Raw genomic sequence first — 23,754 nt, forward strand, 5'->3', positions numbered from 1 at the left:
TACCCGCATCGCCCCAACACGGCCCCCGGGTCCGGTTCATGCTCGATAGGCAATCGATCAATTCACCCCTGGCCGAGGACCTCCTGTCGCCCAATCGAGAAGCTCAATCGTGTGCACCACAGGAACTGACGTACCGCTGGCAATCTGAACCATGCAGCCAATATTGCCCGCAGCGATCATGTCCGGCTTGATTGTCGCGAGGTTGGCGAGCTTCCGATCGCGCAACCTCATCGCAATGTCGGGCTGGAGAATGTTGTAGGTCCCCGCCGAACCGCAACACAAATGGCTCTCCGGTACATCTTTCACCACGAATCCATTCTTGGAAAGCAATACTTTCGGAAGGCCTGTGATTTTCTGCCCGTGCTGCAGCGAACAAGCGGAGTGATAGGCGATGGTGACCTCGTCTTCGAGGCGCGGCGGATCGAGCTCGATGCCGGCCAGATATTCGGTGATGTCCTTTGCCAGCGCGGAGACCTTTGCGGCCGGAGCAGCGAATTCGCGGTCCTCGCGCAGCATGAAACCATAGTCCTTGATCACGGTGCCGCAGCCTGACGTGGTCACCAGGATGGCGTCGAGGCCGCGCTGTTCCGCCTCCCTCTCCCATGCCGTGATGTTGGCCCGCGCGCGTGCGAGCGCATCGCCGTCCTGCCCGAGGTGATGGGTCAACGCGCCGCAGCATTGCTCGTCCTTGACCAGCACCACCTCGATGCCGTGGCGGGTCAGCACGTTGACGGCGGCCTTGTTGATGCGCGGCGCGAGCACCTGCTGGGCACACCCCTGCAACAGCGCGACCCGTCCCCGCCGTGTCCCAACCGCCGGGAACACGCTTCCCGATGGCGGGCCCGCCGGCGGCAGATTGGATGGCGCCAGCGCCAGCATCGCCTTGATTCGCCGGACCAGGCTTGGGGTAGGGTCAGCCTTGGGCGTCGGCAATAGCGCCGCGAACGGACGAGCCAAGCGGGCGAGCACCATGCTGGTGCGGAAGGCGGCGGGTCGCGGCAGCACGAAGCCGAGCACGGAGCGCAGCAGTCGCTCGGTGAACGGCCTCTGATAGTCCCGCTCGATCCTGCCCCGGGCTTGGTCGACGAGATGCATGTAATGCACGCCGGACGGACAGGTGGTCATGCAGGCGAGGCAAGAGAGGCAGCGGTCGATATGCTTGACCACCTCTGCCGTCGGCGGCTTGTCCTTCTCCAGCATCTCCTTGATCAGGTAGATGCGGCCGCGCGGACTATCGAGCTCGTCGCCGAGCAGCACATAGGTCGGGCAGGTCGCGGTGCAGAAGCCGCAATGGACACAGGCGCGCAGGATCTTGTCGGCCTCGGCGATATCGGGATCGGCGAGTTGAGCGAGCGAGAATTCGGTCTTCATGATGCATTCCCCCGCGTCAGTCGGCCGCGGTTGAGGATGTTCTTGGGGTCAAAGCTCTGGCGCACGCGCTCGCTGAGATCGGCGAGCCCGCGCGGCTGCGGATGGAACACGTCGACGGCGCGCCGGACCTCCTCGGATGCGCGGATCAGGGTGGCGTGGCCGCCGGCAGCCTCGATGCGGCCCCTCACCTGCGCGGCCTGCGCATCCGCCTTGGGCGGCACCGCCGCCCAGATCAACCCGCCGCCCCAATCGTAGATCACATCAGCGCCGGTCTCCCGTGCCAGTGCCTGCCCCAGCGCGCCGCCCGAGGCCGGGGGACAGACGATCCGCCATACCGGCCAGGCGCCGAGCGTGCCAGCCGCCGCGAACGGCGCGACGTCGCGCAGCGCGCTCCAGATCGAGAGGGAGGCGGCGTCCTCGATGGTCTCGACCGCGCCGTAGGAGGCGAGCGTCTTGGCGAGGTGGGCCGCACGGTGCGCGGCCGATGCCGCAATCCCCTCGAGCCGCAACAGCGTGACGGCCTGCTCCGGCGCCCCCAGAGCAGCGAGCGCGGCAACGGTCGGCCGGAACGCCGAGTTGGGCAGATGCGCCGCACCGGAGACATCGAAGGGCGAGCCGAGCGCCGCGGTCATGGCACGGCCCGCCGTGACGTCGTCCAGACCGCGCAGGACGAGCGTCCGCTCGGCTTCCGGCTTCGGCATCACCTTCAGCGTCACCTCCGTCATTACCGCGAGCGTTCCCCAGGAGCCACTGAGCAATTTGCAGAGGTCGTAGCCGGTGACGTTCTTCACCACCTTGCCGCCGGTCTTGAAGCTGTCGCCGAAGCCGGAGACGGCATGGGCACCGAGCAGATGGTCGCGGACACCGCCGGACTTGATCCGGCGCGGCCCGGCGAGTCCCGCCCCGATCATGCCGCCGATGGTGCCGCTCCCTTTGGTGCCGAGCAGCACCGAGCTATCGACCGGCTCGAAGGCGAATTGCTGGTTCTTGGCGTCGATCAGCGACTGCACGTCGGCAAGCGGCGCGCCGGCCTGCACGGTGATGATCAGCTCGTTCGGCTCATAGGAGACGACCGAATTCAGCGCGGCGAGATCGACCACCGCATTGGTCGCCATCGGATGGCCGATTTCTCGCCTGGAACCGTGGCCGATGATCTCGAGCGGCTGCTCGGCGGCGATCGCCGCCCGGACCACCTGCTCGACGTCTGCAGCATCCCGTACCTTCCTGATGTCCACGCCTACCGCCTTGCCCTTCCACCGCAACCGCTGCTGTTCTTGCCATCCCTTCTATAGGCATCGATGCCGGACACAAGGGCACGATGGTGGAAGATAACGCTTTCGCAGTCGCCCGTCGGCGATCGATTCGGCACGCGATCCCGGCGCCTCCATCCGCTTATATATTTCGATCACCATCGAAACGATTTCGAACATCCTTCGCTCGATATCGAATTATCTACGGCGGCAGGAGATGTAGGAAGCAGCTTCCAGGCAACCCAATCAAAGGAGCAACGGCTATGGGTCAATATGCAATCGACAAGACCGTGAAAGATGCCGTCGAGGGCGGCGGCTTGCTGGTGGTCGCGCAATGGGAGGCGAAGGAAGGCCAGGCCGACCGGATCGCCGATATCCTGTCGCGCTTCCTGCCCGAGGCGCAGCGCGAGCCGGGTGCAAAACTGTTCCTGATCTCGCGCGCCATGGACAATCCGGCGCAGTTCCTGTTCTATGAACTGTTCCGCGACGAGGCCGCCTTCAAGGCGCATCAGGACAGCGCGCATTTCAAGACCTACATCGCCGGCGAAGCGCTGCCGCTATTGGCGAAACGCGAACGCACGCAATACGCGCTGCTGTGATGGTCGATAGTCGCGTGCCGCGGCGCCAATTGCCGCGCCCTCTCCCCTTGTGGGAGAGGGCTACTCCGGCGCGAGCAACGTATTCGCTAGGGTGAGGGATCTCTCCCCACGAGCACCTGCGCCCGCCCAGAGAACCCCTCATCTGGCGCTTCGCGCCACCTTCTCCCGCAAGGGGAGAAGGGAAGAACGCCTTCGCGGCGCCAGTTGATGCGCCCTCTCCCCTTGTGGGAGAGGGCAGCTCCGCTGCCGGCAGCGAGCTCGCTTTGGTGAGGGGTCTCTCTCCACGAACACCTGCGCCCATGGAAACAAGCCCTCATCTGGCGCTTCGCGCCACCTTCTCCCGCAAGGGGAGAAGGAAAGGCTAGAACCGCGGAATATCCGGAAATGCCAGCTTGCCGCCATGCACGTGCACGCGGCCGAGTTCGGCGCAGCGGTGCAGGGTCGGAAACACCTTGCCGGGGTTGAGCAGGCCTTGCGGATCGAAGGCGCATTTCAGGCGCTGCTGCTGGTTGAGATCGATCTCGGAAAACATTTCCGGCATCAGGTCGCGCTTCTCGATGCCGACGCCATGCTCGCCGGTGAGCACGCCGCCGAGTTCGACGCAGCAGCGCAGGATGTCGGCGCCGAAAGCTTCCGCCCGCTCCATCTCCCCGGGCTTGTTGGCATCATAGAGAATCAGCGGATGGAGGTTGCCGTCGCCGGCGTGAAACACGTTGGCAACGCCAAGCTGGTACTTTTCCGACAGCTCGCGGATGCGCGCCAAGGCCTTCGGCAGCGCGCCGCGTGGGATGGTGCCGTCCATGCAGAGGTAATCGGGCGAGATCCGCCCGACCGCGGGGAAGGCCGCCTTGCGGCCGGCCCAGAACAGGTTGCGCTCGGCTTCCGAATTGGAGATCTGGCAAGTCACCGAGCCACAGCCCTGCGCGATGGTCTCGACCCGCCGGATCAACTCGTCGACCTCGATGCTAGGGCCGTCGAGCTCGATGATCAGGAGCGCCTCGACGTCGAGCGGATAGCCGGCATGGACGAAGGCTTCGGCGGCATGGATCGCCGGCTTGTCCATCATCTCCATGCCTCCCGGGATGATGCCGGCGCCGATGATGCGCGCGACGCATTCGCCGGCGGCCTCGACCTCGGCAAAACCGACCATCAGCGCGCGCGCCGTCTCCGGCTTCTGCAGGATGCGCACGGTGATTTCGGTGATGACGCCGAGCAGGCCCTCCGAGCCCGTGATGATTCCCATGATGTCGTAGCCGGCGTTCTCCGCCGACTTGCCGCCGATGCGCAGGACCTCGCCGTTCATCAGCACGATCTCGCAGCCGAGCACGTTGTTGGTGGTCATGCCGTATTTCAGGCAATGGACGCCGCCGGAATTCTCCGCGACATTGCCGCCGATCGAGCAGGCGATCTGCGATGAGGGATCGGGCGCATAGTAGAAGCCGGCATGCGCCACCGCCTGGCTGATCGCGAGATTGGTGACGCCTGGCTCCGTCACGACGACGCGGTTGTCGAAATCGATCTCGCGGATGCGCTTGAATTTGCCGAGGCCCAGCAGCACGCCGTCAGCCAGCGGCAGCGCGCCGCCGGACAGCGACGTGCCGGAGCCGCGCGGCACCACCTTGATGCTCCGCTCATGGCAATATTTCAGGACCTTGGAGACCTGCTCGGTGGTATCGGGCAACACCACGACCATCGGCGGCTGGCGATAGGCCGTGAGGCCGTCCGATTCGTAGGCCAGCATCTCGGCCGCACTGTCGATTACGCCCTCGCCCGGCACGATCGCCCGCAATGCAGCAACGATCTCGCTGCGGCGATTGAGAACCGCCTGATCGGCAGCCGGCATCATGATGGCCATGCGGGTCCCTCCAAGCTTTGGCGCTTTATCGGTTTATCCGGGAAAATCAAGCATTTCCGGGCCCAAATGGGAAGCCCGGGCGAAACTTGCCGCCCCGCAGATCAAAGTTCTCTCTCGGGCAAGCCTGCCGCCGTGAACACTGTCAAAGTTTCGTCACTTGTCCAATCGAGGCAGGCCTGCCACAAGCGACCCGCCCACCTACCAGGGAAGAAACAAAGAGCACCACATGAAAACATCGATCTTGAGCGCGCTGGCCGTCGTCACCTCAGTGTTCGTTGCGTCGGGCGCGCAGGCGCAGGATGTTGCCGCCGGCAAGACCTCGTTCAACAAGTGCCTCGCCTGCCATGCGATCGGCGAAGGCGCCAAGAACAAGGTCGGCCCCGAGCTCAATGGCATCGACGGCCGCCACTCCGGTACCGCGCCTGACTACAACTATTCGGACGCCAACAAGAACTCCGGCATCACCTGGAACAAGGAACAGTTCCTCGAATACATCAAGGACCCCAAGGCCAAGATTCCCGGCACCAAGATGGCATTCGCCGGCATCAAGAACGAGACGGAAGCCAACAACCTCTGGGCCTTCCTCTCGCAGTTCGACAAGGATGGGAAAATCAAGCAGCAGTAACGCTTCCTGACGGGCTACGGCGCTTGGGCGCGCCGTAGCCGGCCTCTTCACTTCCGACGCGTGAAGCGTTTCTACTATCCTCCCGCCGCAGCGCTATGCGGCTTCCTAATCATCTCCTCGATCTCCCGGATCACCAAGCTAGGTGCAGCGTTCTGGATCATGTGGCCGGTGCCCGGCAGCACGATCAGCTTGGCATGCGGCACGGCGGCCGCGAGCGGGCGGGAGTGGATGTCGGTCGACACTGTCCTGTCGGCGTCGCCGGTGATGATGGTGAGGGGCGCCTTGATCATGCCGTAGCGCGGCGCCTGCTCGGCCACCGCTGCCTTCAACGTCACCAGGTCACGCGCGTTGGCGATGAATTCGCGCGGCCGCAGCAAAAGCGGCGTCGCGGTGTCTTTTACGAAACCGTCCGGCATGGTCTGCGGCAGGAATACACCGCGTGCGCCCGGGCCGGCGAGCAGGGTACCAAGCGGCAGAGTGATCGTGTAGGCGAACAGCGGGCCGATCACAGGCGTGGCGATCAGCTCGTTATACCTGCCGACGCCGCCCCTCCAGGGATAGGCGACCGGCGCGAGCAGCACGAGGCCGGCTATGCGGTCGGGATCATCGAGCGCCAATCTCAGGCCCAGCGCGCCGCTCCAGGAATGCGCGACCACGACCGCCCGCTCGATGCCGAGCTTCGTCAGCGCCTCCGAGATCATCCGGCCCTGGATGGCAGGCGTGGAGTCGCTGGCCCGTGCGCGGGTGCTCCAGCCATGGCCGGGACGGTCGATCAGGATCACGCGGTGATCTCGGGCGAGGCGCTCGCCGAGCGGGCGGCGCATCACCTCGAGATTGGAGCTTGCACCGTGCAGCATCACGATCGGTGGCGAGGCCGCCTCGCGCGGGCCGATATCGAGGACATGCAGCACATCGCCTGTCACCTCGATCATCACGCCCTGCGCGGGAAAGGCCCGTTGCACCAGCGCGACGCCTAGCTGCGTGGCTGCGGCCAGCAACGCCAGCGCCGCCACCGCGATCACAATCGTCATCAATGAGGCCCGGTTGATCTGTTGCAGGGGAAATTACGGCGCCCGGCGATGCCGACGTCGTATCGTCAGGCCCCTCCGGTTTTCCACAATGCGTCCAGCCTGTGGATAGCGGGTTCATACCAGCGTCATTACCTATTCCGTAGATTCTCGCCGGCATTCTGCCAAAACACGCGGCTTGATCGAGATGGAACACGGCAAGCCTGTCCACGCAATCCACAGGAACAGGACGCCGCAGCAACAGTTCATAAGGAAATTCGGAGGAGTATCAATGAGTTCCGATCCGTGCGAGGCGGCTATCGACCAGATCGTCGCAAGCTGCAATGGTGACCTGCATGGCGCATTGAGGGCGCTGCTGTTGGTCAATGAACAACTCGAGGCCGAGCTGCAACAGCTCTATGCGGCAGCGGCGCGCGACCAGTTCACCCGCAGCGGCAGACTGCTGCATTAAGTTCAAGGGCTCGATCCGGCGCCGTCACTTGAGCCCCTATTGGGGGTTGTCGGCCGGCGGTTGATCCTTTGGGCATTGGCTGATCGTGGAGCGCGCGAGCTTGGCGTCATCGACCGAGTTGTAGGGGCCGTCTGCAAACCAGATGTTCCCGTCGACGATCGGGTTGCTGGTGACGATGTCGCAGGTGTTGGTGGCGCGATTGCCCACCACCCAATAGAGGCCTTCGGCAAGACCGACGGCGGTCGTTGCGACGATCACCGTGCCAGCCAACAGCAAGGATTTCATGGCTTCGCTCCAGGCGGGTTCGAGCGTGAACCAAGCCGGGTAGCGGCAATTGTTCCGCGCTGCAATCGGCTGCCGGAAGTCGTGGTTAATCCCGTGAGACTAGATATCGCGGCCTTCGACCTTTTCGCCGAGCTGCTTCACCAATTCCGGCACCTTCTCCAGGTGCGGATTGATGGCAAGCGCCTTGCGGAAGGCGTCCAGCGCGCGCCTGTCGTCGCCGAGGTCCTGCATGATCATGCCAAGGCCGGCCAACGCGCCGAAATGGCGAGGTTCGCGGATCAGGACCTGCTGGATGTCCTCCAGCGCATGCGCATAGTCATTCTTCAGGTAATAGAGCGTCGCGCGCCGGTTCCAGCCCTCGATATAGTCGGGGCGCAGCTTGATGACGGCATCGAGCAGTTTCAGCGCGACATCGGCGTTCTGGGCGTCCATAGCCGCTTTGGCGCGCACCATCAGAAGCATAGCGGTATCGCTCGGCGTCTGCAGCCACTGCGCCCAAATCCGCGCCTCCACGTGCTTGGCGCTGGCCTCATCAGGCGCCGCTTTCAGCGCCCCGAACAGGAAATCCAGTCCGCGGGTGCGGTCGGCGCCAACCTTCGGCAACTTGCTGGGCGCTTCGGGGAGCTTCTTCTGCTCCTTGGGGGGAGGGATGACCCGGGGATCGCCCTGGGCAAGCGCTGCCGCCGGCGCCGCAATCACGATCGCGGCGATCAGGAACGCAAGCTTGCGGGTTATGAGCGTGAGGAATCTCAATTCCATCAGCATAGCTTAAACGCACAACGTCGCGCTGCAAAGCAGCGCGACGTCAAAGACGTGTGAAACGATTGCGTCCGGGCGAGCCGGCGGAGCGACCCGCGATCAGCCTTGGCGGGCCTTGAAGCGGCGCTGCACCTTGTTGATCACATAGACCCGGCCCTTGCGGCGGACCAGACGGTTGTTGCGATGGCGGCCGCGCAGCGATTTCAGCGAGTTACGGACCTTCATGGGACAATCCTGATGCGTTGAAAGGCCGTGCTCAAGCCCGAACCTAAAACCTGCCCAAATGTGGCAAAATGGGATTCATCCCGAAAAACGGCCCTGCCGCCCGGGACGGCCGCGTTCTAAGCGATCGGTGGCATAAATGTCAATCCGAATAGGCTGCAACCCGCGGGCTTTCTGGCTGCCTTGCGGAATTCGTTATATAGTATAATCAATTTTGGAAACCCCAGCAAACAAGCCGCCGGGAACCCCAAGGACGCCCAAGAATGCCCAAGCTCAAGCTGCCCGACATCGACAATGTCGTCGCGATCGACATCCACACCCACGCCGAGGAGCCCTGCGGCATGCATGGCGACGACGGCTATGACGATTTCCAGGCGCAGATGGCGGAGTACTTCAAGTCGCCGCATAAGCATCCGCCGACCGTGCCGGAAACCGCGGCCTATTACCGATCCAAAAATATCGCGGCCGTGATCTTCCCTGTTGATGCCGAGCGCGAGACCGGTTTCCGCCGCTACAACAATTACGAGATGCTGGAAGTCGCCTCGGAAAATCTCGATGTGCTGATTCCCTTCGTCAGCATCGATCCGCACAAGGGCAAGCTCGGCGTGCGCGAGGCGCGGAAGCTGATCGAGGACTACGGCGTCCGCGGCTTCAAATTCCACCCGACCATGCAAGGGTTCTATCCGAACGACCGCCTGGCCTATCCGCTCTATGAAGCCATCAATGACGGCGGCGCGATCGCGCTGTTCCACACCGGGCAGACCGGCGTCGGCAGCGGCATGCCGGGCGGCATGGGGATGCGGCTGAAATATTCCAATCCGATGTATATGGACGACGTCGCCGCCGACTTCCCCGACCTTAAGATCATCCTCGCGCACCCATCCTTCCCCTGGCAGGAAGAGGCGCTCTCGGTCGCGACCCACAAGCCGAACGTCTACATCGACCTCTCCGGCTGGTCGCCGAAATATTTCCCGCCGATCCTCGTGCGCTACATCAACTCGATACTGCAGGACAAGATGCTGTTCGGCTCGGACTGGCCGGTGATCACGCCGGACCGCTGGCTTGCGGATTTCGCCAAGCTCGACATCCGCGAGGAGATCCGCCCCAAAGTGCTGAAGGCCAACGCGCGGAAGATTTTGGGTATATAAGCGATCTTTGGATCATGATCCGATTAGACGAAATCGGATCATGATCTTATCTCTTTTGTTTGAGCATGATCTCCGCGCAAACGCTTCGCGTTTGTCGCGAGGGAAAACCGGTTTCCGCATTTCCGCATCATGCTCTAGATCGCCGGCAGGCGAGCGAACGGGAGGTGGTCGATGCCAAGCCTCGCCAAGGTCGCTTCCACTATCGCTGCCATCGTCGCTGCACTCCTGACCGCGTGCCTCGCGACTGATCTACCCGAAGGCCGTCTCGTCGAGATCGAAAATCCGCTTGCGAGCTCCCAGCCCCTGCAAGGTTACCTGCGGCAGCCCCGCGATGCCGGCCCGTTGCCGGCCGTGGTGCTGCTTCATGGCTGCAATGGCGGCTGGCGCCAGCTCGACCAGCGCTGGGGCAAGCTGATCGTCTCCTGGGGCTATGTCACGCTCACGGTGGACCGCTTTGGTCCGCGCGGCCTCAGCAGCACCTGCACCGGCGGGCCGCCGCCCGCAACCGTCTTCGACGCCTATCGGGCGCTGGACTTCCTCGTACAGCAGCCTTTCGTCGATCGCGATCGTGTCGCGGTTCTCGGCTTCTCGCAGGGCGGATTGCTGGCGCTGACCTCGGTCGAGCGCGGCATGATCGAGCGGATATCGAACGACAAATTCCACGCGGCGATTGCATTCTATCCGCCGTGCCTCGGCATCAAGGACAGCATGACTGTGCCGACGCTGATCCTGATCGGCGAGCTCGACGACTGGACGCTGGCGAAGGAGTGCCGCAACCTTGTCGAAGGCCGCGATGACTACGGCATCTCGCGCCAGAAGGGCCTCGGCGTTCCGATCGAATTCATCGTCTATCCCGGCGCCTATCACGGCTTCGATGTTCCGGGCCTCGCAACGCCGATACAGTTTCTCGGGCATCGTCTCGAATTCAACCAGGCAGCCCGGGATCAATCGGTCGACGCGGTCCGCAAATTCCTGTATGCGACGATCGGCGGGCAAGAGAAGTGACAATGACCATCAAAGCCGTCGTCTTCGATGCCTATGGCACGCTTTATGACGTCCAATCGGTCGCAGAAGTGACCGAGGATGCGTTTCCCGGCTATGGCGAGATCATTACGCAGATCTGGCGGATCAAGCAGCTCGAATATAGCTGGCTGCGCTCGCTGATGCGGCGCTACCAGGATTTCTCCGTCGTCACGCGCGACTCGCTCGCCTACACACTGCGTAGCCTCGGCCTGCAATATGATGCCGGAACATTCGACAGGATCATCGACAAATACCTGCATCTTGATCTCTATCCGGATGCGCTCGCCTCACTCGAGGCGATGAAGGACAAGAAACTCGCAATCCTCTCCAACGGCAGCCCGGACATGCTGAATGCGCTGGTGCGGAACAGCGGGCTCGACCGCGTGCTCGACGCAACCATCAGCGTCGATACCAAGAAGGTCTTCAAGCCGAGCCCGGAGGCCTACACGCTGATCGAAGACGTGCTTGGCGTGCCCCCCGCGGACGTCCTGTTCATCTCCTCGAATCCGTGGGACGCCTGCGGTGCCAAGGCGTTCGGCTTGAATATCGCCTGGATCGAGCGGGTGACGCCGCAGGCCATGGCGCTCGCCTGCGTCGAAAGCGAGACCTTGCCACCGCTCACGATGTTCAAGGCGCTGCGCACCCAGATGGACGAGCTCGGCGTTGTGCCGGATTATCGCATCCATGGTCTATCCGATCTCCCCGCTCTGGTGTCTTCCCACAGGTCCTAGAATATGAGTCTTGAATCCGTTCGCGCCTTCTTCGCCGAGAAGGCGCCCGACATTGCCGTGACCGAATCGACCAAGAGCTCCGCGACCGTAGCGCTGGCGGCGGAAGCCTATGGCGTCGAGCCGGGACGAATCGCCAAGACACTGTCGCTGCGGGTCGGCGAGCGCGTGGTGCTGATCGTCACCAGCGGCACTTCGCGGATGGACAACAAGAAGGTGAAGGCGCTGTTCGGCGTCAAGCCGAAGATGCTGGGGCTGCACGAGGTCGCCGATATCACCGGGCACGAGGTCGGCGGCGTCTGCCCCTTTGGCCTGAGGACGCCATTGCCGATCTATTGCGATGTGTCACTGAAGGCTTTCGACATCGTCGTACCCGCCGCGGGCTCGACCCACAGCGCAGTCAGGATCGCGCCGGCGCGGATGGCGGAATTGACGTCGGCCGAATGGGTTGACCTCTGCGAGCATCGGCCGCAGGAAGAAGTGTCGGCCTATTCGTCGTAACGTCTCGACGGCGCCGACTGATGCTGCTGCACCGGCGGTGGCGCTCCCCGTGCACGCGGAGTGGCTTGTGGCGACGCACGCGAAGGCGGCTGCTGGGCGCTCGCGCTGGATTCGAATACCGCACGGCAATCATGGGAGAGTTGCGGCGTGTTCTGCCGCAAACATGCCGTGATCCGGTTGGCATCAGGAATTTGATCGCTGCAGAGCCGCCAGACGTCGGGCGTGCAGGCCATCTGCTGTTCCCAGGTTCCGCGATACTCTTCGGAGAATGCCGGGTTTTGCACGAGTAGTCCGGAGCCGATCAGGATTACATAACCCAAGGCAACGCGCGGCGTTCGCATGCGGGATCCTCTTCCAATATCTCGTCGATAAACATCTCGTTCAATTGCATCTCGGCGCGCCGGTTCCAGCACACGCCACGTTTTAACTATGACAAATGAATGAGACTGCGGAAGGTTCGCGACCCGCAACAAAACGTGAAATCGCCTACTCCACTTTGCCGATTTTCTTGACCGCCGCGATCAGCCGCGCGCTGTCGTCGTCGACGAATTTGGAAAACTCCGGCGCATCGAGATAGGCAACCGGACTGCCGGCGGTCTCGAAGGTCTTGACGACCTCCGGCGCCTTCACTGCTTCCGCCATCGCCTCGCGCAGTCGCGTCATGACCGGCGCCGGCAATGCGCGCTGCGCAAACAGGCCGGCCCAGATGTAGAACTCGACATCCTTGTAGCCGAACTCCTTGAACGTCGGCAGGTCGGGAAAGCTGGCGACGCGTTCGGCGCCCCAATTGGCAAGCACCCGCATCTTGCCGTCGGCGACCTGCTGTTTCAGCGTGCCCGGGGCGGATGCCACCGCCTGCACCGTGCCGCTCAGCAGCGCGGTCAGCGCCGGGCCTGCGCCGCGGAACGGCACGTGCAGCAATTTGATGCCGGCGCTCGCGGCAAACATTTCCATCGCGACGTGAAGCGTGCCATAGGGACCGGACGAGCCATAGGGAATCTGGCCCGGGCGCTGTCTGGCATCATCGACAAAATCCTGCAGCGTCTTCCATGGGGCGGAGGCCGGCACCGCGAGCAGCGTCGGATCGGCGAGCACGCGCGCGACCGGCGCGAATTGCGAGACCTCATAGGCGACGGGGCGATCGAACAGCCGATCGGCTTCGGGCAGCACGGCGAGCGAGGACAGGGTCATCAGCAGCGTGTAGCCGTCCGGCTCGGCGCGTGCCGCCTGCGCATTGCCAACGGAGCCGCCAGCTCCGCCGGCGCGGTTGTCGACGATCACGGGCTTGCCGAGGATCCGCTCCAGCGCCAGCGCCACCGGCCGCGCCGCAAGATCAGCCTGCCCACCGGCCGGAAACGGCACGATCATGGTGACGTTGCGGTTGGGATAGACAGCGCCTTGCGCAAAGGCAGCGTGCGAAAGCGCGGCATGCGCAAGCGGCAAGACGGCGGCAGTTTTCAAAAGCTCGCGGCGATTCATCGGCATTTTCTCCCCGTTGATTTTATTTGGTTTGGTTTGTGGGGAAGAGCGTAGCCGATAGAAGGCGTAGTGGGCAAAGGTGGCGTTCGCCTCACCGCCTCCTGCCCTTTACGAAATGCTTCGCCAGGAAATCGGCGAGCACTTCGACGCGCGCGGGGCGCGGGCCGCCGGGGGGCGTCACCAGGTGCACGGCGGCTTCTGGCTGCTTCCAACCCTTGAGGATCACCTCGACCTCGCCGCGCGCGATGGCTTCTCCGATGATGAAATCAGGGAGATCGGCGATGCCGAGGCCGGCGATAACCGCCGGCAGCAGCGCTTCGCCATTGTTGACGCGCAATTGCCCGGCGGGACGCACGCTCGCCTGCTCGCCGGCCGCGTTGGTGTAGTGCCAGACGCCCGCAGTCGGGAGATAGGCGTAGCCGAAGCACTTGTGCTCGGCGAGATGCATCGGATGCGTCGGCCGGCCGTAGCGCTTCAGGTAGGATGGCGCCGCCACCGTGTAACGCGGCATCGGGCAGAGCCGCCGCGCGATTAGGGATGAATCGGGCAGGCGCGCGATGCGCAGGCCGGCATCGAAACCTTCGCCGATCAAGTCGACAGTGGCGTCGCTCAAATGCAGGTCGATCGACACTTCCGGATATTTCTCCAGAAATTCCGGCAACAGCGGCGCGACCGATTTCACCCCGAAGGTCATGGGCACTGCGAGCCGCACCAGGCCGCGCGGGGTGACTGATTGTGCCAGGGCCTCATTCTCGGCCGCCTCGCCGTCGGCAAGCAGCCGCGCGGCGCGCTCGGACAGTTTTTGCCCGGCATCCGTCAGCGCCAGCCGCCGCGAGGTGCGGTTGAACAATCGGGCCCCGAGCCGATCCTCAAGCCGGCTGACCGCCTTGGAGACAGTGGCCTTGGACAGCGCAAGCTCGGTTGCGGCGGCCGCAAATGACCGTAGTTCCACGACTTTTGCGAAGATTGCGAGCGCCTCGAAATCCGGGAGCTTTGACATTCTGGCGACCGCCCTCTGCCACAAACGGAAACAATGAGTTTCGATAGTTTCTATTTCTATACCACACTCGACGGCGTATCCAAACGCAATCGAAGTTTGAGGAAATACCCCGATGATCGAACACAGACCCTATGCGAAGCTCGGCGGCGCCGACCATGGCTGGCTGAAGGCCAAGCACCACTTCTCGTTCGGCAGCCACTACGACCCGAACAATATGAACCACGGCGCTTTGCGGGTGTGGAACGACGACGAGATCGCGCCGAACACCGGCTTTCCGCCGCATCCCCATGCCAACATGGAGATCATCACCTATGTCCGCGAAGGCGCGATCACGCACCAGGATTCGCTCGGCAACAAGGGCCGGACCGAGGCCGGCGACGTGCAGGTGATGAGCGCGGGAAACGGCATCCGCCACGCTGAGTACAATCTCGAGCCGTCGAAGACGAAGATCTTCCAGATCTGGATCGAGCCGACGACGCAAGGCGGCGAGCCGACCTGGGGCTCCAAGCCGTTTCCAAAAGGCGACCGCTCCGGCAAGCTCGTCACGATCGCGAGCGGCTTTGCGGACGATGCCGATGCGCTGCCGATCCGCGCCAAGGCGCGGGTGCTCGCCACCACGCTGAAAGCTGGCGAAAGCGCGGAATATGCGCCGGAGCAAAAGCGGCATCTTTACCTTGTGCCCGCGGTCGGCAGCATCGAAGTCAACGGCGTGCGTGTCGATGCCCGTGACGGTGCCGCGATCCGCGACGAAGCCAAGCTGACAATCACCGCGCTGGAAGATTCCGAGCTGGTGCTGGTCGACGCGGCGTAACTCCACTCGTCATGCCCGGGCGCCTATCCCCAGCCTGATCGGGGACGACTTCAACAACACCCAACCAAAGGAGAGCCATCATGGCCAAAGTTCTCGTCCTTTATTATTCCGCCTATGGTCACATCGAGGCCATGGCCAACGCGGTCGCCGAAGGCGCGCGCGAAGCCGGCGCCAGCGTCGATATCAAGCGCGTGCCCGAGCTGGTGCCGGCCGAAGTCGCAAAAGCGTCATACTATAAGCTTGACCAGGCGGCGCCGGTCGCGAAGATCGATGATCTCGTCAATTATGATGCGATCATCATCGGCACCGGCACCCGATTTGGCCGCATGTCCTCGCAGATGGCGAACTTCCTCGATCAGGCCGGCGGTCTCTGGGCGAAGGGTGCCCTGCATGGCAAGGTCGGTGGCGCCTTCACCTCGACGGCGACCCAGCACGGCGGGCAGGAAACGACCCTGTTCTCGATCATCACCAACCTCCTGCATTTCGGCCTCACCGTGGTCGGGCTCAATTACGGATTTGCCGGCCAGATGAAGCTTGACGAGGTCACCGGTGGATCGCCCTATGGCGCCACCACGATCACCGGCGGCGACGGCAGCCGGCAACCGAGCGCGAATGAGCTTGCGGGGGCGCGTTATCAAGGACGTGTGATCGCGGAGACCGCGAAGAAACTGCATGGCTGATGCGAGTTCGAGGGCGTTCTCGTTTGCGAGCATCGCCCTATGTAGAGCATGCGGTCGGAGCCTTCATTTCGATCGCACCTTCATGTTCAAAACCGCATGACTGCAGCCGCCAGGTCCCTGCCCCCCGGACCTGGCGGCACATGCGCGTCGGGGACCACGACATGGTTGAAATGCTTTTCATGGCGCAGTTGGTGCGCAGACCGCTGCAGGCGATGGCGCGACGCTGGTGGTGCAAGAGTCTTTTCCGTGCCACGCGCGGGCAACGCCGTTGCCCGGAATGCACGAAGTCGTGATGTCGATTTGTCGGCCCGCATGCTTGAAGCTGCCATAACGAACTCGTGATAAGGTGATTACCTTCACGGTCACTAAGCAGCGAGATGCTGGCATGAGCAACACCAAGCAAACTCAATGGCCGGAACTGCCGACCGCGGCATGGCGTGACACCTGTGCCACTCTGCATCTCTGGACCCAGATCGTCGGCAAGATCCGGTTGGCCAAGTCGCCCTGGCTGAATCATTCGTGGCACGTCACGCTTTATGTCACCGCGCGCGGGCTGACCACCTCGCCGATCGCTAACGGCACTAGAACCTTTCAAATCGATTTCGACTTCATCGATCACGCCTTGCGCATTTCGACCAGTGACGGAGCCGAGCGGCACTTTGCGCTGGCCGGGCTCTCGGTGGCGAGCTTCTACGCGGCGGTGCTCGCGGCGCTGAAAGAGCTCGACATCGACGTTGCGATCGACGACATGCCGAACGAATTACCGGACCCGATCCGTTTCCCGGAAGACAGCCAGCACCGGTCCTATGATGCGGACGCGGTGCGGCGCTTCTTCCAGATCCTCTTGAACTGCGACCGGCTGTTCAAGCAGTTCCGCACCGGCTTCCTCGGCAAAGCCAGCCCTGTACATTTCTTCTGGGGCAGCTTTGATCTCGCGGTGACGCGTTTCTCCGGCAGGAGCGCACCACGCCATCCCGGCGGCGTGCCGAACCTGCCGGATGCGGTGGCACACGAGGCCTATTCGCACGAGGTGAGCAGCGCGGGTTTCTGGCCAGGCGGCGGCGCCATCGATTATCCGGCGTTCTATTCCTATGCCTATCCCGAACCCGCGGGCTTCCGCACCGCCAAGGTGCGACCCGACGCAGCCTTCTTCAGCGAGGCCCTCAGCGAATTCGTCCTGCCCTATGATGCCGCGCGCATCTCCGCCGATCCCGACCGGGCGGTGCTGGAATTCCTGCAAAGCACCTATGAGGCCGCCGCTATTGCCGCAAAATGGGATCGCGATGCGCTGGAATGCCCGCTTGGTCGACCCGGCGTGGTGCGGCACCTCTGAGGCACGCCGGCCTTGGATCGTGATCCGATCAGGTTTGATCGGCTCTAATTCAACAGCTCCGGCTGTGTCACCGTTTGCCTGATCTGCGCACCACAATCGGAGCATTCATAGGTGAAGTCGATCTTGGCCAGGCTCCAATGCGGCGCGACATCCGTGACGAACATCGGAAGACCTGCGCAGCTCGGGCACATGATGAAGTCCGGTTCCACGGCATGGTGATGGATGTAGGCTGGCATGTCGGCTCTCCTTGCGGAACATTCCCCGGTGGCCCAACCCGGAAGCCAGCATACGGCGCTGCAGCGATCACAATTGTGGACTTTTGCGAACATAGAAGGAACACCCACACAATCCTCGTGAGTGTGACAATTCTGCATTGAAGCGGCGTTGGTGCGTAAGGTGGGCAAAACGAAGCGTGCCCACCATCACGAGCGGAGTGTTGATGGTGGGTACGTCGCTGTGCTCATTTGCCCACCTTCTGTGTCGCGATCAGCTCTCTTCGCGTGAAGGCGGCTTACCGAGCGCGCGTTTCAGATACGTCGTCAGCCTCGGATATCTGCGCAATTCCTGCGCGGCCCGATCGCGGAGCGCATGGGGCAATCCGCGCCAGCTCAAGGCAGCGCTGATATCGAGCAATGGCAGGCGCTTGACTCCAAAACGGCGCTTGTAGGCGTAGTTGCCGATCGAGAAATCGAACTCGCGCACACCCTGCTTGTGCAGCGCCGCCATGGTGCGCTCGATGATCAGCCGGCCCGGCGAACAATTGCTCCATTTGTCGCCGGCGTTGCTGATGCGGATCATCACATAGCGCGAACCGTTGCGGACACCGAGCAGCGTCGCCACCACCTCCTCGCCCGCTGTCAGTGCCGACACGATGGCGTAGCCGCTGCCGGTGCCGCTGCCGACCAGGCCGCGATAGAACGCGGCGCAATTCTCGTCATTGAGAATGAAATTGACTCCCAGGCTCTGCATCCGCGAGCTTTGCTGAGCCTCGGTGGTCGTGAGAATCCGAAGCGCTTCATCACTGTCCGCGGCGATCGCGAAGTTCGCCGTCGGATCGCGCGTAAACACGCGCCAGCTCCGCTCCAGCTCCTTGCGCACCGTCCGCTCCAGCGTGTAGCGCCAGGCGTCGTAATCGTCGCCCGTGGTGACGAGGTTGCCATTAACCGGGCAAACCGCCGCGCCATCGAGCAGCGCCAACGGATTGGGCCGGCCGTCGAGATCGGATGTGACCTTGCGCAAGCGGATGAGATCGGCGCCGCCGGGCAGCTTGCGCAACGCGGCGCGCAGGTCGCGCCAGAAGACACGCGCTGCCGCGGCATCGCGCGGCGCGGCGGGCCCAAGCAACGGCGCGTTGTAATCGGTGAGATCAAGGTCTGCGAACGCGATGGTTTGCATGCTGCCTTGCCGATGACGGATCAACGGCAACAGCGCGGCGGGCTCGCCGGTCGCGGCATCGGTGACGAAGGCGATCACCGGCGAGACGCCGTCGGTATCGGCGAAGGCGGCGTACCAGGCTTCATACCATAGCGGATTTTGGAACGCTGTCGGCGGAGCGAATGCGCCCCACCGCGCCGCGGCCTGCTTCCAGTCCGCAAGAATCTCGATGCGGTAGCCGGCCGCGCGTGCTTCTGCCCGCGCCGAGAGCCTGCCCGCCGATGTCGCAAGGACCGTCATCGCCGCATGCCGCGCTCACGCCGCCTTCGGCAAGTCGACGATCTTGCCAAGCTCGATCTCGTCGAGACGGAAGTCGATCGGGCGGCGCACGGCACGCTCGCGCTTCACCCACTTACCGTCGCGCAGGAGCTTCTGCATCACCTGCTTGGCAAAGAAGGACGGACCGTGCAGGCTGCGGCTCTTCGGCGTGTAGCCGAAACGATGACGCAACATGCCATTGGCGAGATTGAGGATCTGGGCGCGCCGGATCTCGTCGTCGACGTAGGACACCGTCATCGAGATGTTGACGACACCGAGATTCTCGACCCGATGCGGCGCATTCAGCGGCCAGTTCAACATCTGGCCAGGCTCGAGATCGATCACCTGCGCATGCTGGTCGTACCAGGACGCATAGGGAATATCGACCTCGACGTCGAACAGCGCGATGTCTTCGAGGTGCTCCGGCCGGATGAACGGCGGTGTGTTCGGATAGATATAGACGCGCTTGCGGCCGGCGATCTGGATCAATCCCTGCCCCGGCAGGTCGGAGTGGTAATAGACCTGCACGTCTGGCGAGGAGATGAGGATGCCTGCCTGATGCGTCGGCGCATCAAAGCTGGGAACCTTGGCCGCGACCTCCGCAAACATCTGGTCGACCATCACGCGGAAACGGCGATCGACGGCAGTGACGTTGCGCAGGTTGAGCCAGAGACCGCCACGTGAGATTGCCTCGATCACCTCGCGGCCACTGAGCTTGCCGATCTCGCCTTCGCGCCAGACCCGGCTGGAACCCTTCGCACCTGTCTTGACCAGGCTGTAATGCTCGCGCGGATAGTTCTCGATCAGCTTCGCGAGTTCGTCCATCGAGAACGCGGGCTGCTTGTGCATCGCATGCTCGAGCCGGATCGGCTGATGGCTCCAGAGCTCCGAATGGGTGTCGTCCCATTTGGTGAAGATCTTGCCTGTCGTCATGTCGCGCTCCTGGTCGCCTTGCGTCGTTTTGATCATCCGATGTCCCGTTACGGGACGAACGGGCAGCCTTCACGCCAGGATTGGCAAAATCGGTGCCGGCACTGTTTCGGGCGCTTACCGGAAGCTAAGGTCTGCGCGGTATGGCTAACCGAGATCACCCCGGAAGCCCTGCCGCTGCGCGATGACCTCCACACCCCGATATCGGGCGCTGTTCCTCGGCGCGGGAGCCGAGATGCATTGCGGCGTCGGGCAGTTCACGCGCTTGTTGACTGACGCGATCGAAAAGCTCGATCCCGGCAGTAGCCAAACGTTAACCCTGACGCGCGGCCGGGGATCGCTCCGCGACATCTGGCGCGCGGTCGGTTCGGCGCAGAGCGTGATCTGCAATTTTCCGATCGTGGCCTGGAAGCGTGTGATCCTGCGGCCGCTCATCGCGCTCGCAATCGCGAAGCTCCGGCGGCGCAAGGTCGTCCTGGTCGAACATGAATGGGCGGGGCTGAACTGGATGCGGCGGATCACCTACATCCCCGCGGTGTGGCTTGCCGACAGCATCGTCATGTTCTCGCCGCTGGTGCGGAAGGAGCTTGCCGACGACGCTGCGGTCAGCTCCGCCGTGACGAAATCCGTGTTAGCGCCACTGCCGCCCAACGTCGAGGCGCCCTCGAAGATCGAAGACTCCGAATTGCGGCAACGGCTATCAGCGGCACGCGCCAGCGGGCAATTGGTGATCGGCCATTTCGGCTCGATCTATCCGGGCAAGCAGCCGAATGCGCTGCTCGAGATCGGCGCAATCCTGAAGGCTCGCGGATTGCGGCCGCTGCTGGTCTATATCGGCTCCTTTATTCGCGGCGTCGACAAGGTCGAGGAGAATTTCCACGCCCGCGCCGCCGAGCTTGGCCTCGGTGAGGACGTGATCGTCTCCGGCTACGTTGCCTCGGATGCCGAAGTGTTCGGCCTGTTCGGCGAGGTCGATGCCTTCTGCTATCCGCTGGACGAAGGTATCACAGCCCGCCGTTCGAGCATCCTCACCTGCGCGCAGGCCAGCCGGCCGCTGGTCGCGACCGGCCCCGCACTAGCGGACGAGTTCGACCATCATCCGCGCTTCAGGCAGTTGATCGATCGCGGCGCGATCGTCCTGGTTCCGCGCGGATCGGCGGGCGAGGCCTATGCTGATGCGATCCTGGCCGCGGCGAAGCAACCACCGCCGCAGGCGCCCTTCGATTTCACCGGCTGGTGGCACGATGTGGCAACGACGGTGGCGACCGTCATCTATGCCCGCAAACGGAAGCGCGCGAGATAGTGCAGGCCGAACACGGCGATCAGAAACGTCGCCCAGATCGGATCGGCGCGGTCGAGGAAGAAGCTCTCCATCGACGACAGATAGAGCCCGAACAGCCATATCCGCAGGAACATCATCGACAGCGGGCCGTCATTGCCGCCCTCGTCGGCAGCCTGGAAGTCGCGCAGCGGCTTGACGACAACAGCGGCGATCAGAAACACGAGACCCGGCAGGCCGGTGCCGAGCGCGGTGTCGAGATAACCGTTATGGCTGTGCGAGGCGTAGCCCGCCCATTCCTTGCCTTCCTTCAGATTCGTGATCGCGTTGCTGCCCCAGAAGGCTTCGAAGCCATAGCCGGTCAGGAGCCGCTGATGCAGCGAATCGACGGCAAAGACCCAGATGTCGGAACGGCCGGTGAAGCTGGTATCCAGCGGCAGCAGCTTTGCGATTGACGCCAGCGTGTCGCTCAGCACCGTGCCTACGCTAAACAGATTGAGCACGATGAGCGGCAGCAACAACATCAATCCGCGTCCCCACAAGGAACGAACGAACGACGTCAGCGAGGTCAGCAGCAGCACGGCCAGGCAAAGCGAGAGCGAGCTCTTGCCCGCGGAATAGACCAGGAACAAGGCCGAGAGCGCCATGACGATGACGCCGGAGATCCATCCGCCGGCGCGGATGAAGTAGACGCCGAGGAACATCATCATCGCCATTATCGCAGCGGCGACGTTCTTGTGCCCGAAGGCGCCACGCCAATTGCCGGCGAGCGCCGGCTCCTGCGGGTCCGTCGCCAGGTGGATCGACAGGTTCGGAGCCAGCAAGATTCCGAGATAGCAGGTCGCGAGCAAGACCAGCGCGGCGATGCTGAACCAGCGCATCAACTCGCTCTGCGACTTCGGCAACAGCATTACCGTTGCCGTCACCACCACGACGAATACCGACAGCGCAAAGCGGCGGCTCGAGGTGGCCGGATCGAACGACAGTACGACCGTCAGGCAAAGCCAAACCCCGAACAGCACATAGGCCGGGGTCAGCAGCGACGCCAACGCGGGCATGTTGTCGCGCATGGTCAACACGAGCATCAGCACCATGAGCAGGCCGAACAGCGCGTAGAGCACGGCCTCCTTGCCGGAGGTCACCTCACCGACGCGCATGTCGCTGAGATCGTCGAACGGATGCAGCGAGATCCACACCAGTAGCAGGATGCCGATGAAGGCCGCGGCGCGGACGAAATCCATCACCGGCCGCCGCCACACATCGGCGAAGACAGCCCGGGCTTCGGACGTGATGAGGAACTCGGTCACGAAACGATCTTCGAGGCGGCGTAAGGCCGTGGCTCGATGCCGAGCACTGCAAGCGCGCTGCCCACCGCGACCATCATCGGATGCATGGCGATGATCGGTTGATGTTCTTTCAAGACAATGCGCGTAGCGCGGAACAGCGAGAACGGCACCAGGCCGAACATCTTGGCCATCACAGCGGCACGCGACCACGTCGACTGCGCACCCTTGCGCTCGATGTGATAATTGATCGCACCGATCCGCAGGCCGCGCCGCACGATCCAGCCGAGCTTGGTCCGGCTCCGCGGCACCGTCTCCGAGATGGTCGCATCCGTCGCCCAGTAGAATCGGAAGCCGGCGCGGCGGGAGCGTGCGAAGAAATCATGGTCCCCGCCACCCAGGAAATTGAAGCGCAAATCGAACGCGGGACTGCCGAGGCGGGCGAACACCTGTCGCCGGATCAGGCAATTGCCGCAGCCATAGATCACGGGCACCGGCCCGCTGCTATGATAGGCCGGCGCAAATGCCGGATGACGCTTCAGGCCGCGCTTGCGCTCGTCGTCGAAATGCGGCCAGACCGGCCCGCCGATCACGTCCGCCCCGGTCGTCTCGGCGGCCTCGATCATGCGCTCGAGCCAATCGGGCGAGGCGATCTCGTCATCGTCGATCATCAGGAAGTTCGCGGCCTGCGGGAAGGTTGCGAGCGCCGTCTCGAAAGCTGCATTGATGGCGTAACAGTTGCCCTGCCGCGGCTCGACGAGGCAGAGGCCATTCAGCCTTCCCGACGCCAAAAATTCCGCGGCCACCGGCGCGCTTTCACAATTGGCCGCATCGTTCTCGACCACCACGACCGCAAAGCGGCGCGCGGTGCGCTGTGCCGCGACCGATTCCAGCGTCAGCCGCAGATGCTGCGGCCGGCGGAAGCTCGGGATGCAGACCACGGTCTCGACCGAGCAGTCGAGCCCGGGCGAGGCCGCGACCCAGGCGCGGTCCGTTGCAAGAAACTCGGTCGCAATCGACATCTTGTTCATGGCTTCAATCCCAATCCGCGACACGCCGTCCCAGAACGGGTCACGCCACCATCATGGGACGCAATCGTCCCGAAATCGTTGATGAGCGGAGCCGCACCAAAGCGATTCGCAGGGTATGGCCGTGTCATGGCAAAATCCGATCCAGCCGCGCACGGCGCTGCGACGATCTCTTGCGAGGGTTAATCGGGGGACATTTCGCGCGGTTTGCGCTCGACCGCATTCGATTCGCACCGATGCGCGCGCGATGGCCTGCGCGTCGGCAGCAATTCGTTAAGGTTAAACGCGTCGCGAGCGCCGGCACGAAGAGCCTTCATCCCCACTGGCATTCGATTTGCTGTCTCTCGGTACGACAAAGAAATCGATCGAGACCGTAACAACACTCGCAAACGTC

Annotated in this window: 26 protein-coding genes; 11 read left to right on the forward strand and 15 right to left on the reverse strand. The window is 63.3% G+C overall.

Going from position 1 to position 23,754, the window contains the following annotated elements; genetic code table 11:
• Window positions 1-57: 57 nt before the first annotated feature.
• The gene (glcF, locus tag AC5ZG1_RS01905; protein WP_496131831.1) at window positions 58-1,371 is read right to left on the reverse strand and encodes a glycolate oxidase subunit GlcF; all 1,314 of its coding nucleotides are present in this window, start codon (window positions 1,369-1,371) and stop codon (window positions 58-60) included.
• Window positions 1,368-2,606, reverse strand: coding sequence for an FAD-binding protein (locus tag AC5ZG1_RS01910; RefSeq protein ID WP_496131832.1), 1,239 nt, complete (start codon window positions 2,604-2,606; stop codon window positions 1,368-1,370). Before AC5ZG1_RS01910 ends, glcF begins: the two co-directional genes overlap by 4 nt.
• 278 nt (window positions 2,607-2,884) lie before the next feature.
• On the opposite strand from AC5ZG1_RS01910, the gene AC5ZG1_RS01915 reads away from it, so the two are divergent.
• Window positions 2,885-3,220: a putative quinol monooxygenase gene (locus tag AC5ZG1_RS01915; RefSeq protein ID WP_496131833.1), complete on the forward strand. Its 336-nt coding sequence runs from the start codon at window positions 2,885-2,887 to the stop codon at window positions 3,218-3,220.
• Between the two features lie 361 nt (window positions 3,221-3,581).
• On the opposite strand, the gene AC5ZG1_RS01920 is transcribed toward AC5ZG1_RS01915, so the two are convergent.
• Window positions 3,582-5,075 (reverse strand): FAD-linked oxidase C-terminal domain-containing protein, encoded by a 1,494-nt coding sequence (locus AC5ZG1_RS01920; protein WP_208823798.1) that lies wholly within the window; start codon window positions 5,073-5,075, stop codon window positions 3,582-3,584.
• 226 nt (window positions 5,076-5,301) lie between these two features.
• Here AC5ZG1_RS01920 and cycA point away from each other — a divergent pair, with 226 nt between their 5' ends.
• A complete protein-coding gene (gene cycA / locus AC5ZG1_RS01925) occupies window positions 5,302-5,700 on the forward strand; it encodes a cytochrome c-550 CycA (RefSeq protein WP_028166970.1) in 399 nt (132 codons plus the stop codon).
• Between the two features lie 74 nt (window positions 5,701-5,774).
• On the opposite strand, the gene AC5ZG1_RS01930 is transcribed toward cycA, so the two are convergent.
• A complete protein-coding gene (locus AC5ZG1_RS01930; RefSeq protein WP_496131834.1) occupies window positions 5,775-6,731 on the reverse strand; it encodes an alpha/beta fold hydrolase in 957 nt (318 codons plus the stop codon).
• Window positions 6,732-6,999: 268 nt separating this feature from the next.
• Here AC5ZG1_RS01930 and AC5ZG1_RS01935 point away from each other — a divergent pair, with 268 nt between their 5' ends.
• Window positions 7,000-7,179, forward strand: coding sequence for a hypothetical protein (locus AC5ZG1_RS01935; RefSeq protein WP_454616855.1), 180 nt, complete (start codon window positions 7,000-7,002; stop codon window positions 7,177-7,179).
• 36 nt (window positions 7,180-7,215) lie between these two features.
• Here the strand turns inward: AC5ZG1_RS01935 and AC5ZG1_RS01940 are convergent, their stop codons facing one another.
• From AC5ZG1_RS01940 to ykgO, 3 genes are all read right to left on the reverse strand, one after another.
• Window positions 7,216-7,464, reverse strand: a complete 249-nt coding sequence (locus tag AC5ZG1_RS01940) for a hypothetical protein (protein ID WP_496131835.1) — start codon at window positions 7,462-7,464, stop codon at window positions 7,216-7,218.
• Between the two features lie 99 nt (window positions 7,465-7,563).
• Complete coding sequence (locus AC5ZG1_RS01945) at window positions 7,564-8,223, reverse strand: tetratricopeptide repeat protein (protein ID WP_456643200.1); 660 nt, start codon at window positions 8,221-8,223, stop codon at window positions 7,564-7,566.
• Window positions 8,224-8,322: 99 nt separating this feature from the next.
• A complete protein-coding gene (gene ykgO, locus AC5ZG1_RS01950; RefSeq protein WP_002718645.1) occupies window positions 8,323-8,448 on the reverse strand; it encodes a type B 50S ribosomal protein L36 in 126 nt (41 codons plus the stop codon).
• A 260-nt stretch (window positions 8,449-8,708) separates the two neighbouring features.
• Here ykgO and AC5ZG1_RS01955 point away from each other — a divergent pair, with 260 nt between their 5' ends.
• The 4 genes from AC5ZG1_RS01955 (at window position 8,709) to AC5ZG1_RS01970 (ending at window position 11,845) form a co-directional block, all read left to right on the forward strand.
• Window positions 8,709-9,593, forward strand: coding sequence for an amidohydrolase family protein (locus AC5ZG1_RS01955; protein ID WP_028166975.1), 885 nt, complete (start codon window positions 8,709-8,711; stop codon window positions 9,591-9,593).
• A gap of 171 nt (window positions 9,594-9,764) precedes the next feature.
• Window positions 9,765-10,598: a dienelactone hydrolase family protein gene (locus AC5ZG1_RS01960; RefSeq protein WP_496131836.1), complete on the forward strand. Its 834-nt coding sequence runs from the start codon at window positions 9,765-9,767 to the stop codon at window positions 10,596-10,598.
• Between the two features lie 2 nt (window positions 10,599-10,600).
• Window positions 10,601-11,347, forward strand: coding sequence for a haloacid dehalogenase type II (locus AC5ZG1_RS01965; RefSeq protein WP_496131837.1), 747 nt, complete (start codon window positions 10,601-10,603; stop codon window positions 11,345-11,347).
• A gap of 3 nt (window positions 11,348-11,350) precedes the next feature.
• Window positions 11,351-11,845: a YbaK/EbsC family protein gene (locus AC5ZG1_RS01970; protein ID WP_496131838.1), complete on the forward strand. Its 495-nt coding sequence runs from the start codon at window positions 11,351-11,353 to the stop codon at window positions 11,843-11,845.
• On the opposite strand, the gene AC5ZG1_RS01975 is transcribed toward AC5ZG1_RS01970, so the two are convergent.
• The 3 genes from AC5ZG1_RS01975 to AC5ZG1_RS01985 all read right to left on the reverse strand — a co-directional run bounded on the left by AC5ZG1_RS01975 (window position 11,833) and on the right by AC5ZG1_RS01985 (window position 14,324).
• Window positions 11,833-12,186 (reverse strand): hypothetical protein, encoded by a 354-nt coding sequence (locus AC5ZG1_RS01975; RefSeq protein ID WP_456643203.1) that lies wholly within the window; start codon window positions 12,184-12,186, stop codon window positions 11,833-11,835. The two genes, AC5ZG1_RS01970 and AC5ZG1_RS01975, sit on opposite strands and share 13 nt — an antisense overlap.
• Window positions 12,187-12,331: 145 nt before the next feature.
• Window positions 12,332-13,324 (reverse strand): tripartite tricarboxylate transporter substrate binding protein, encoded by a 993-nt coding sequence (locus AC5ZG1_RS01980; RefSeq protein ID WP_456643204.1) that lies wholly within the window; start codon window positions 13,322-13,324, stop codon window positions 12,332-12,334.
• A gap of 91 nt (window positions 13,325-13,415) precedes the next feature.
• A complete protein-coding gene (locus AC5ZG1_RS01985; RefSeq protein WP_456643205.1) occupies window positions 13,416-14,324 on the reverse strand; it encodes a LysR family transcriptional regulator in 909 nt (302 codons plus the stop codon).
• Window positions 14,325-14,436: 112 nt separating this feature from the next.
• Here AC5ZG1_RS01985 and AC5ZG1_RS01990 point away from each other — a divergent pair, with 112 nt between their 5' ends.
• The 3 genes from AC5ZG1_RS01990 to AC5ZG1_RS02000 all read left to right on the forward strand — a co-directional run bounded on the left by AC5ZG1_RS01990 (window position 14,437) and on the right by AC5ZG1_RS02000 (window position 17,148).
• Entirely contained in the window at window positions 14,437-15,135 is a 699-nt protein-coding gene (locus AC5ZG1_RS01990; protein WP_456643206.1) for a pirin family protein, read from the forward strand.
• Window positions 15,136-15,215: 80 nt separating this feature from the next.
• On the forward strand, window positions 15,216-15,815 hold the full coding sequence (gene wrbA / locus AC5ZG1_RS01995) for an NAD(P)H:quinone oxidoreductase (protein ID WP_456643207.1): 600 nt from the start codon (window positions 15,216-15,218) through the stop codon (window positions 15,813-15,815).
• A 385-nt stretch (window positions 15,816-16,200) separates the two neighbouring features.
• Window positions 16,201-17,148 (forward strand): DUF5996 family protein, encoded by a 948-nt coding sequence (locus AC5ZG1_RS02000; RefSeq protein ID WP_456643208.1) that lies wholly within the window; start codon window positions 16,201-16,203, stop codon window positions 17,146-17,148.
• Between the two features lie 44 nt (window positions 17,149-17,192).
• Here AC5ZG1_RS02000 and AC5ZG1_RS02005 read toward each other — a convergent pair whose 3' ends face one another.
• The 3 genes from AC5ZG1_RS02005 to AC5ZG1_RS02015 all read right to left on the reverse strand — a co-directional run bounded on the left by AC5ZG1_RS02005 (window position 17,193) and on the right by AC5ZG1_RS02015 (window position 19,809).
• Window positions 17,193-17,384 carry a hypothetical protein gene (locus AC5ZG1_RS02005; protein WP_028166985.1) on the reverse strand — a complete coding sequence of 64 codons (192 nt, stop codon included), beginning with the start codon at window positions 17,382-17,384 and terminating at the stop codon, window positions 17,193-17,195.
• A gap of 250 nt (window positions 17,385-17,634) precedes the next feature.
• Complete coding sequence (locus AC5ZG1_RS02010) at window positions 17,635-18,822, reverse strand: GNAT family N-acetyltransferase (RefSeq protein WP_456643209.1); 1,188 nt, start codon at window positions 18,820-18,822, stop codon at window positions 17,635-17,637.
• Window positions 18,823-18,837: 15 nt separating this feature from the next.
• On the reverse strand, window positions 18,838-19,809 hold the full coding sequence (locus AC5ZG1_RS02015) for a hypothetical protein (RefSeq protein WP_496131839.1): 972 nt from the start codon (window positions 19,807-19,809) through the stop codon (window positions 18,838-18,840).
• 145 nt (window positions 19,810-19,954) lie between these two features.
• On the opposite strand from AC5ZG1_RS02015, the gene AC5ZG1_RS02020 reads away from it, so the two are divergent.
• The gene (locus AC5ZG1_RS02020) at window positions 19,955-21,073 is read left to right on the forward strand and encodes a glycosyltransferase family protein (protein ID WP_496131840.1); all 1,119 of its coding nucleotides are present in this window, start codon (window positions 19,955-19,957) and stop codon (window positions 21,071-21,073) included.
• Here AC5ZG1_RS02020 and AC5ZG1_RS02025 read toward each other — a convergent pair.
• Window positions 21,043-22,356: an O-antigen ligase family protein gene (locus AC5ZG1_RS02025; protein ID WP_456643212.1), complete on the reverse strand. Its 1,314-nt coding sequence runs from the start codon at window positions 22,354-22,356 to the stop codon at window positions 21,043-21,045. The genes AC5ZG1_RS02020 and AC5ZG1_RS02025 overlap by 31 nt on opposite strands.
• Window positions 22,353-23,363: a glycosyltransferase family 2 protein gene (locus AC5ZG1_RS02030; protein WP_456643213.1), complete on the reverse strand. Its 1,011-nt coding sequence runs from the start codon at window positions 23,361-23,363 to the stop codon at window positions 22,353-22,355. Before AC5ZG1_RS02030 ends, AC5ZG1_RS02025 begins: the two co-directional genes overlap by 4 nt.
• Window positions 23,364-23,754: the final 391 nt, after the last annotated feature.

The sequence above is a fragment of the Bradyrhizobium sp. Leo78 genome, assembly GCF_059512425.1.

Excerpts from the sequence above, each read along its gene's own strand:
- glcF (WP_496131831.1), bottom strand. The coding sequence starts at position 1,371 with ATGAAGACCGAATTCTCGCTCGCTCAACTCGCCGATCCCGATATCGCC.
- AC5ZG1_RS01915 (WP_496131833.1), top strand. The coding sequence starts at position 2,885 with ATGGGTCAATATGCAATCGACAAGACCGTGAAAGATGCCGTCGAGGGC.
- AC5ZG1_RS01920 (WP_208823798.1), bottom strand. The coding sequence starts at position 5,075 with ATGGCCATCATGATGCCGGCTGCCGATCAGGCGGTTCTCAATCGCCGC.
- cycA (WP_028166970.1), top strand. The coding sequence starts at position 5,302 with ATGAAAACATCGATCTTGAGCGCGCTGGCCGTCGTCACCTCAGTGTTC.
- AC5ZG1_RS01930 (WP_496131834.1), bottom strand. The coding sequence starts at position 6,731 with ATGACGATTGTGATCGCGGTGGCGGCGCTGGCGTTGCTGGCCGCAGCC.
- AC5ZG1_RS01935 (WP_454616855.1), top strand. The coding sequence starts at position 7,000 with ATGAGTTCCGATCCGTGCGAGGCGGCTATCGACCAGATCGTCGCAAGC.
- AC5ZG1_RS01940 (WP_496131835.1), bottom strand. The coding sequence starts at position 7,464 with ATGAAATCCTTGCTGTTGGCTGGCACGGTGATCGTCGCAACGACCGCC.
- AC5ZG1_RS01945 (WP_456643200.1), bottom strand. The coding sequence starts at position 8,223 with ATGGAATTGAGATTCCTCACGCTCATAACCCGCAAGCTTGCGTTCCTG.
- ykgO (WP_002718645.1), bottom strand. The coding sequence starts at position 8,448 with ATGAAGGTCCGTAACTCGCTGAAATCGCTGCGCGGCCGCCATCGCAAC.
- AC5ZG1_RS01955 (WP_028166975.1), top strand. The coding sequence starts at position 8,709 with ATGCCCAAGCTCAAGCTGCCCGACATCGACAATGTCGTCGCGATCGAC.
- AC5ZG1_RS01960 (WP_496131836.1), top strand. The coding sequence starts at position 9,765 with ATGCCAAGCCTCGCCAAGGTCGCTTCCACTATCGCTGCCATCGTCGCT.
- AC5ZG1_RS01965 (WP_496131837.1), top strand. The coding sequence starts at position 10,601 with ATGACCATCAAAGCCGTCGTCTTCGATGCCTATGGCACGCTTTATGAC.
- AC5ZG1_RS01970 (WP_496131838.1), top strand. The coding sequence starts at position 11,351 with ATGAGTCTTGAATCCGTTCGCGCCTTCTTCGCCGAGAAGGCGCCCGAC.
- AC5ZG1_RS01975 (WP_456643203.1), bottom strand. The coding sequence starts at position 12,186 with ATGCGAACGCCGCGCGTTGCCTTGGGTTATGTAATCCTGATCGGCTCC.
- AC5ZG1_RS01980 (WP_456643204.1), bottom strand. The coding sequence starts at position 13,324 with ATGAATCGCCGCGAGCTTTTGAAAACTGCCGCCGTCTTGCCGCTTGCG.
- AC5ZG1_RS01985 (WP_456643205.1), bottom strand. The coding sequence starts at position 14,324 with ATGTCAAAGCTCCCGGATTTCGAGGCGCTCGCAATCTTCGCAAAAGTC.
- AC5ZG1_RS01990 (WP_456643206.1), top strand. The coding sequence starts at position 14,437 with ATGATCGAACACAGACCCTATGCGAAGCTCGGCGGCGCCGACCATGGC.
- wrbA (WP_456643207.1), top strand. The coding sequence starts at position 15,216 with ATGGCCAAAGTTCTCGTCCTTTATTATTCCGCCTATGGTCACATCGAG.
- AC5ZG1_RS02000 (WP_456643208.1), top strand. The coding sequence starts at position 16,201 with ATGAGCAACACCAAGCAAACTCAATGGCCGGAACTGCCGACCGCGGCA.
- AC5ZG1_RS02005 (WP_028166985.1), bottom strand. The coding sequence starts at position 17,384 with ATGCCAGCCTACATCCATCACCATGCCGTGGAACCGGACTTCATCATG.
- AC5ZG1_RS02010 (WP_456643209.1), bottom strand. The coding sequence starts at position 18,822 with ATGACGGTCCTTGCGACATCGGCGGGCAGGCTCTCGGCGCGGGCAGAA.
- AC5ZG1_RS02015 (WP_496131839.1), bottom strand. The coding sequence starts at position 19,809 with ATGATCAAAACGACGCAAGGCGACCAGGAGCGCGACATGACGACAGGC.
- AC5ZG1_RS02020 (WP_496131840.1), top strand. The coding sequence starts at position 19,955 with ATGACCTCCACACCCCGATATCGGGCGCTGTTCCTCGGCGCGGGAGCC.
- AC5ZG1_RS02030 (WP_456643213.1), bottom strand. The coding sequence starts at position 23,363 with ATGAACAAGATGTCGATTGCGACCGAGTTTCTTGCAACGGACCGCGCC.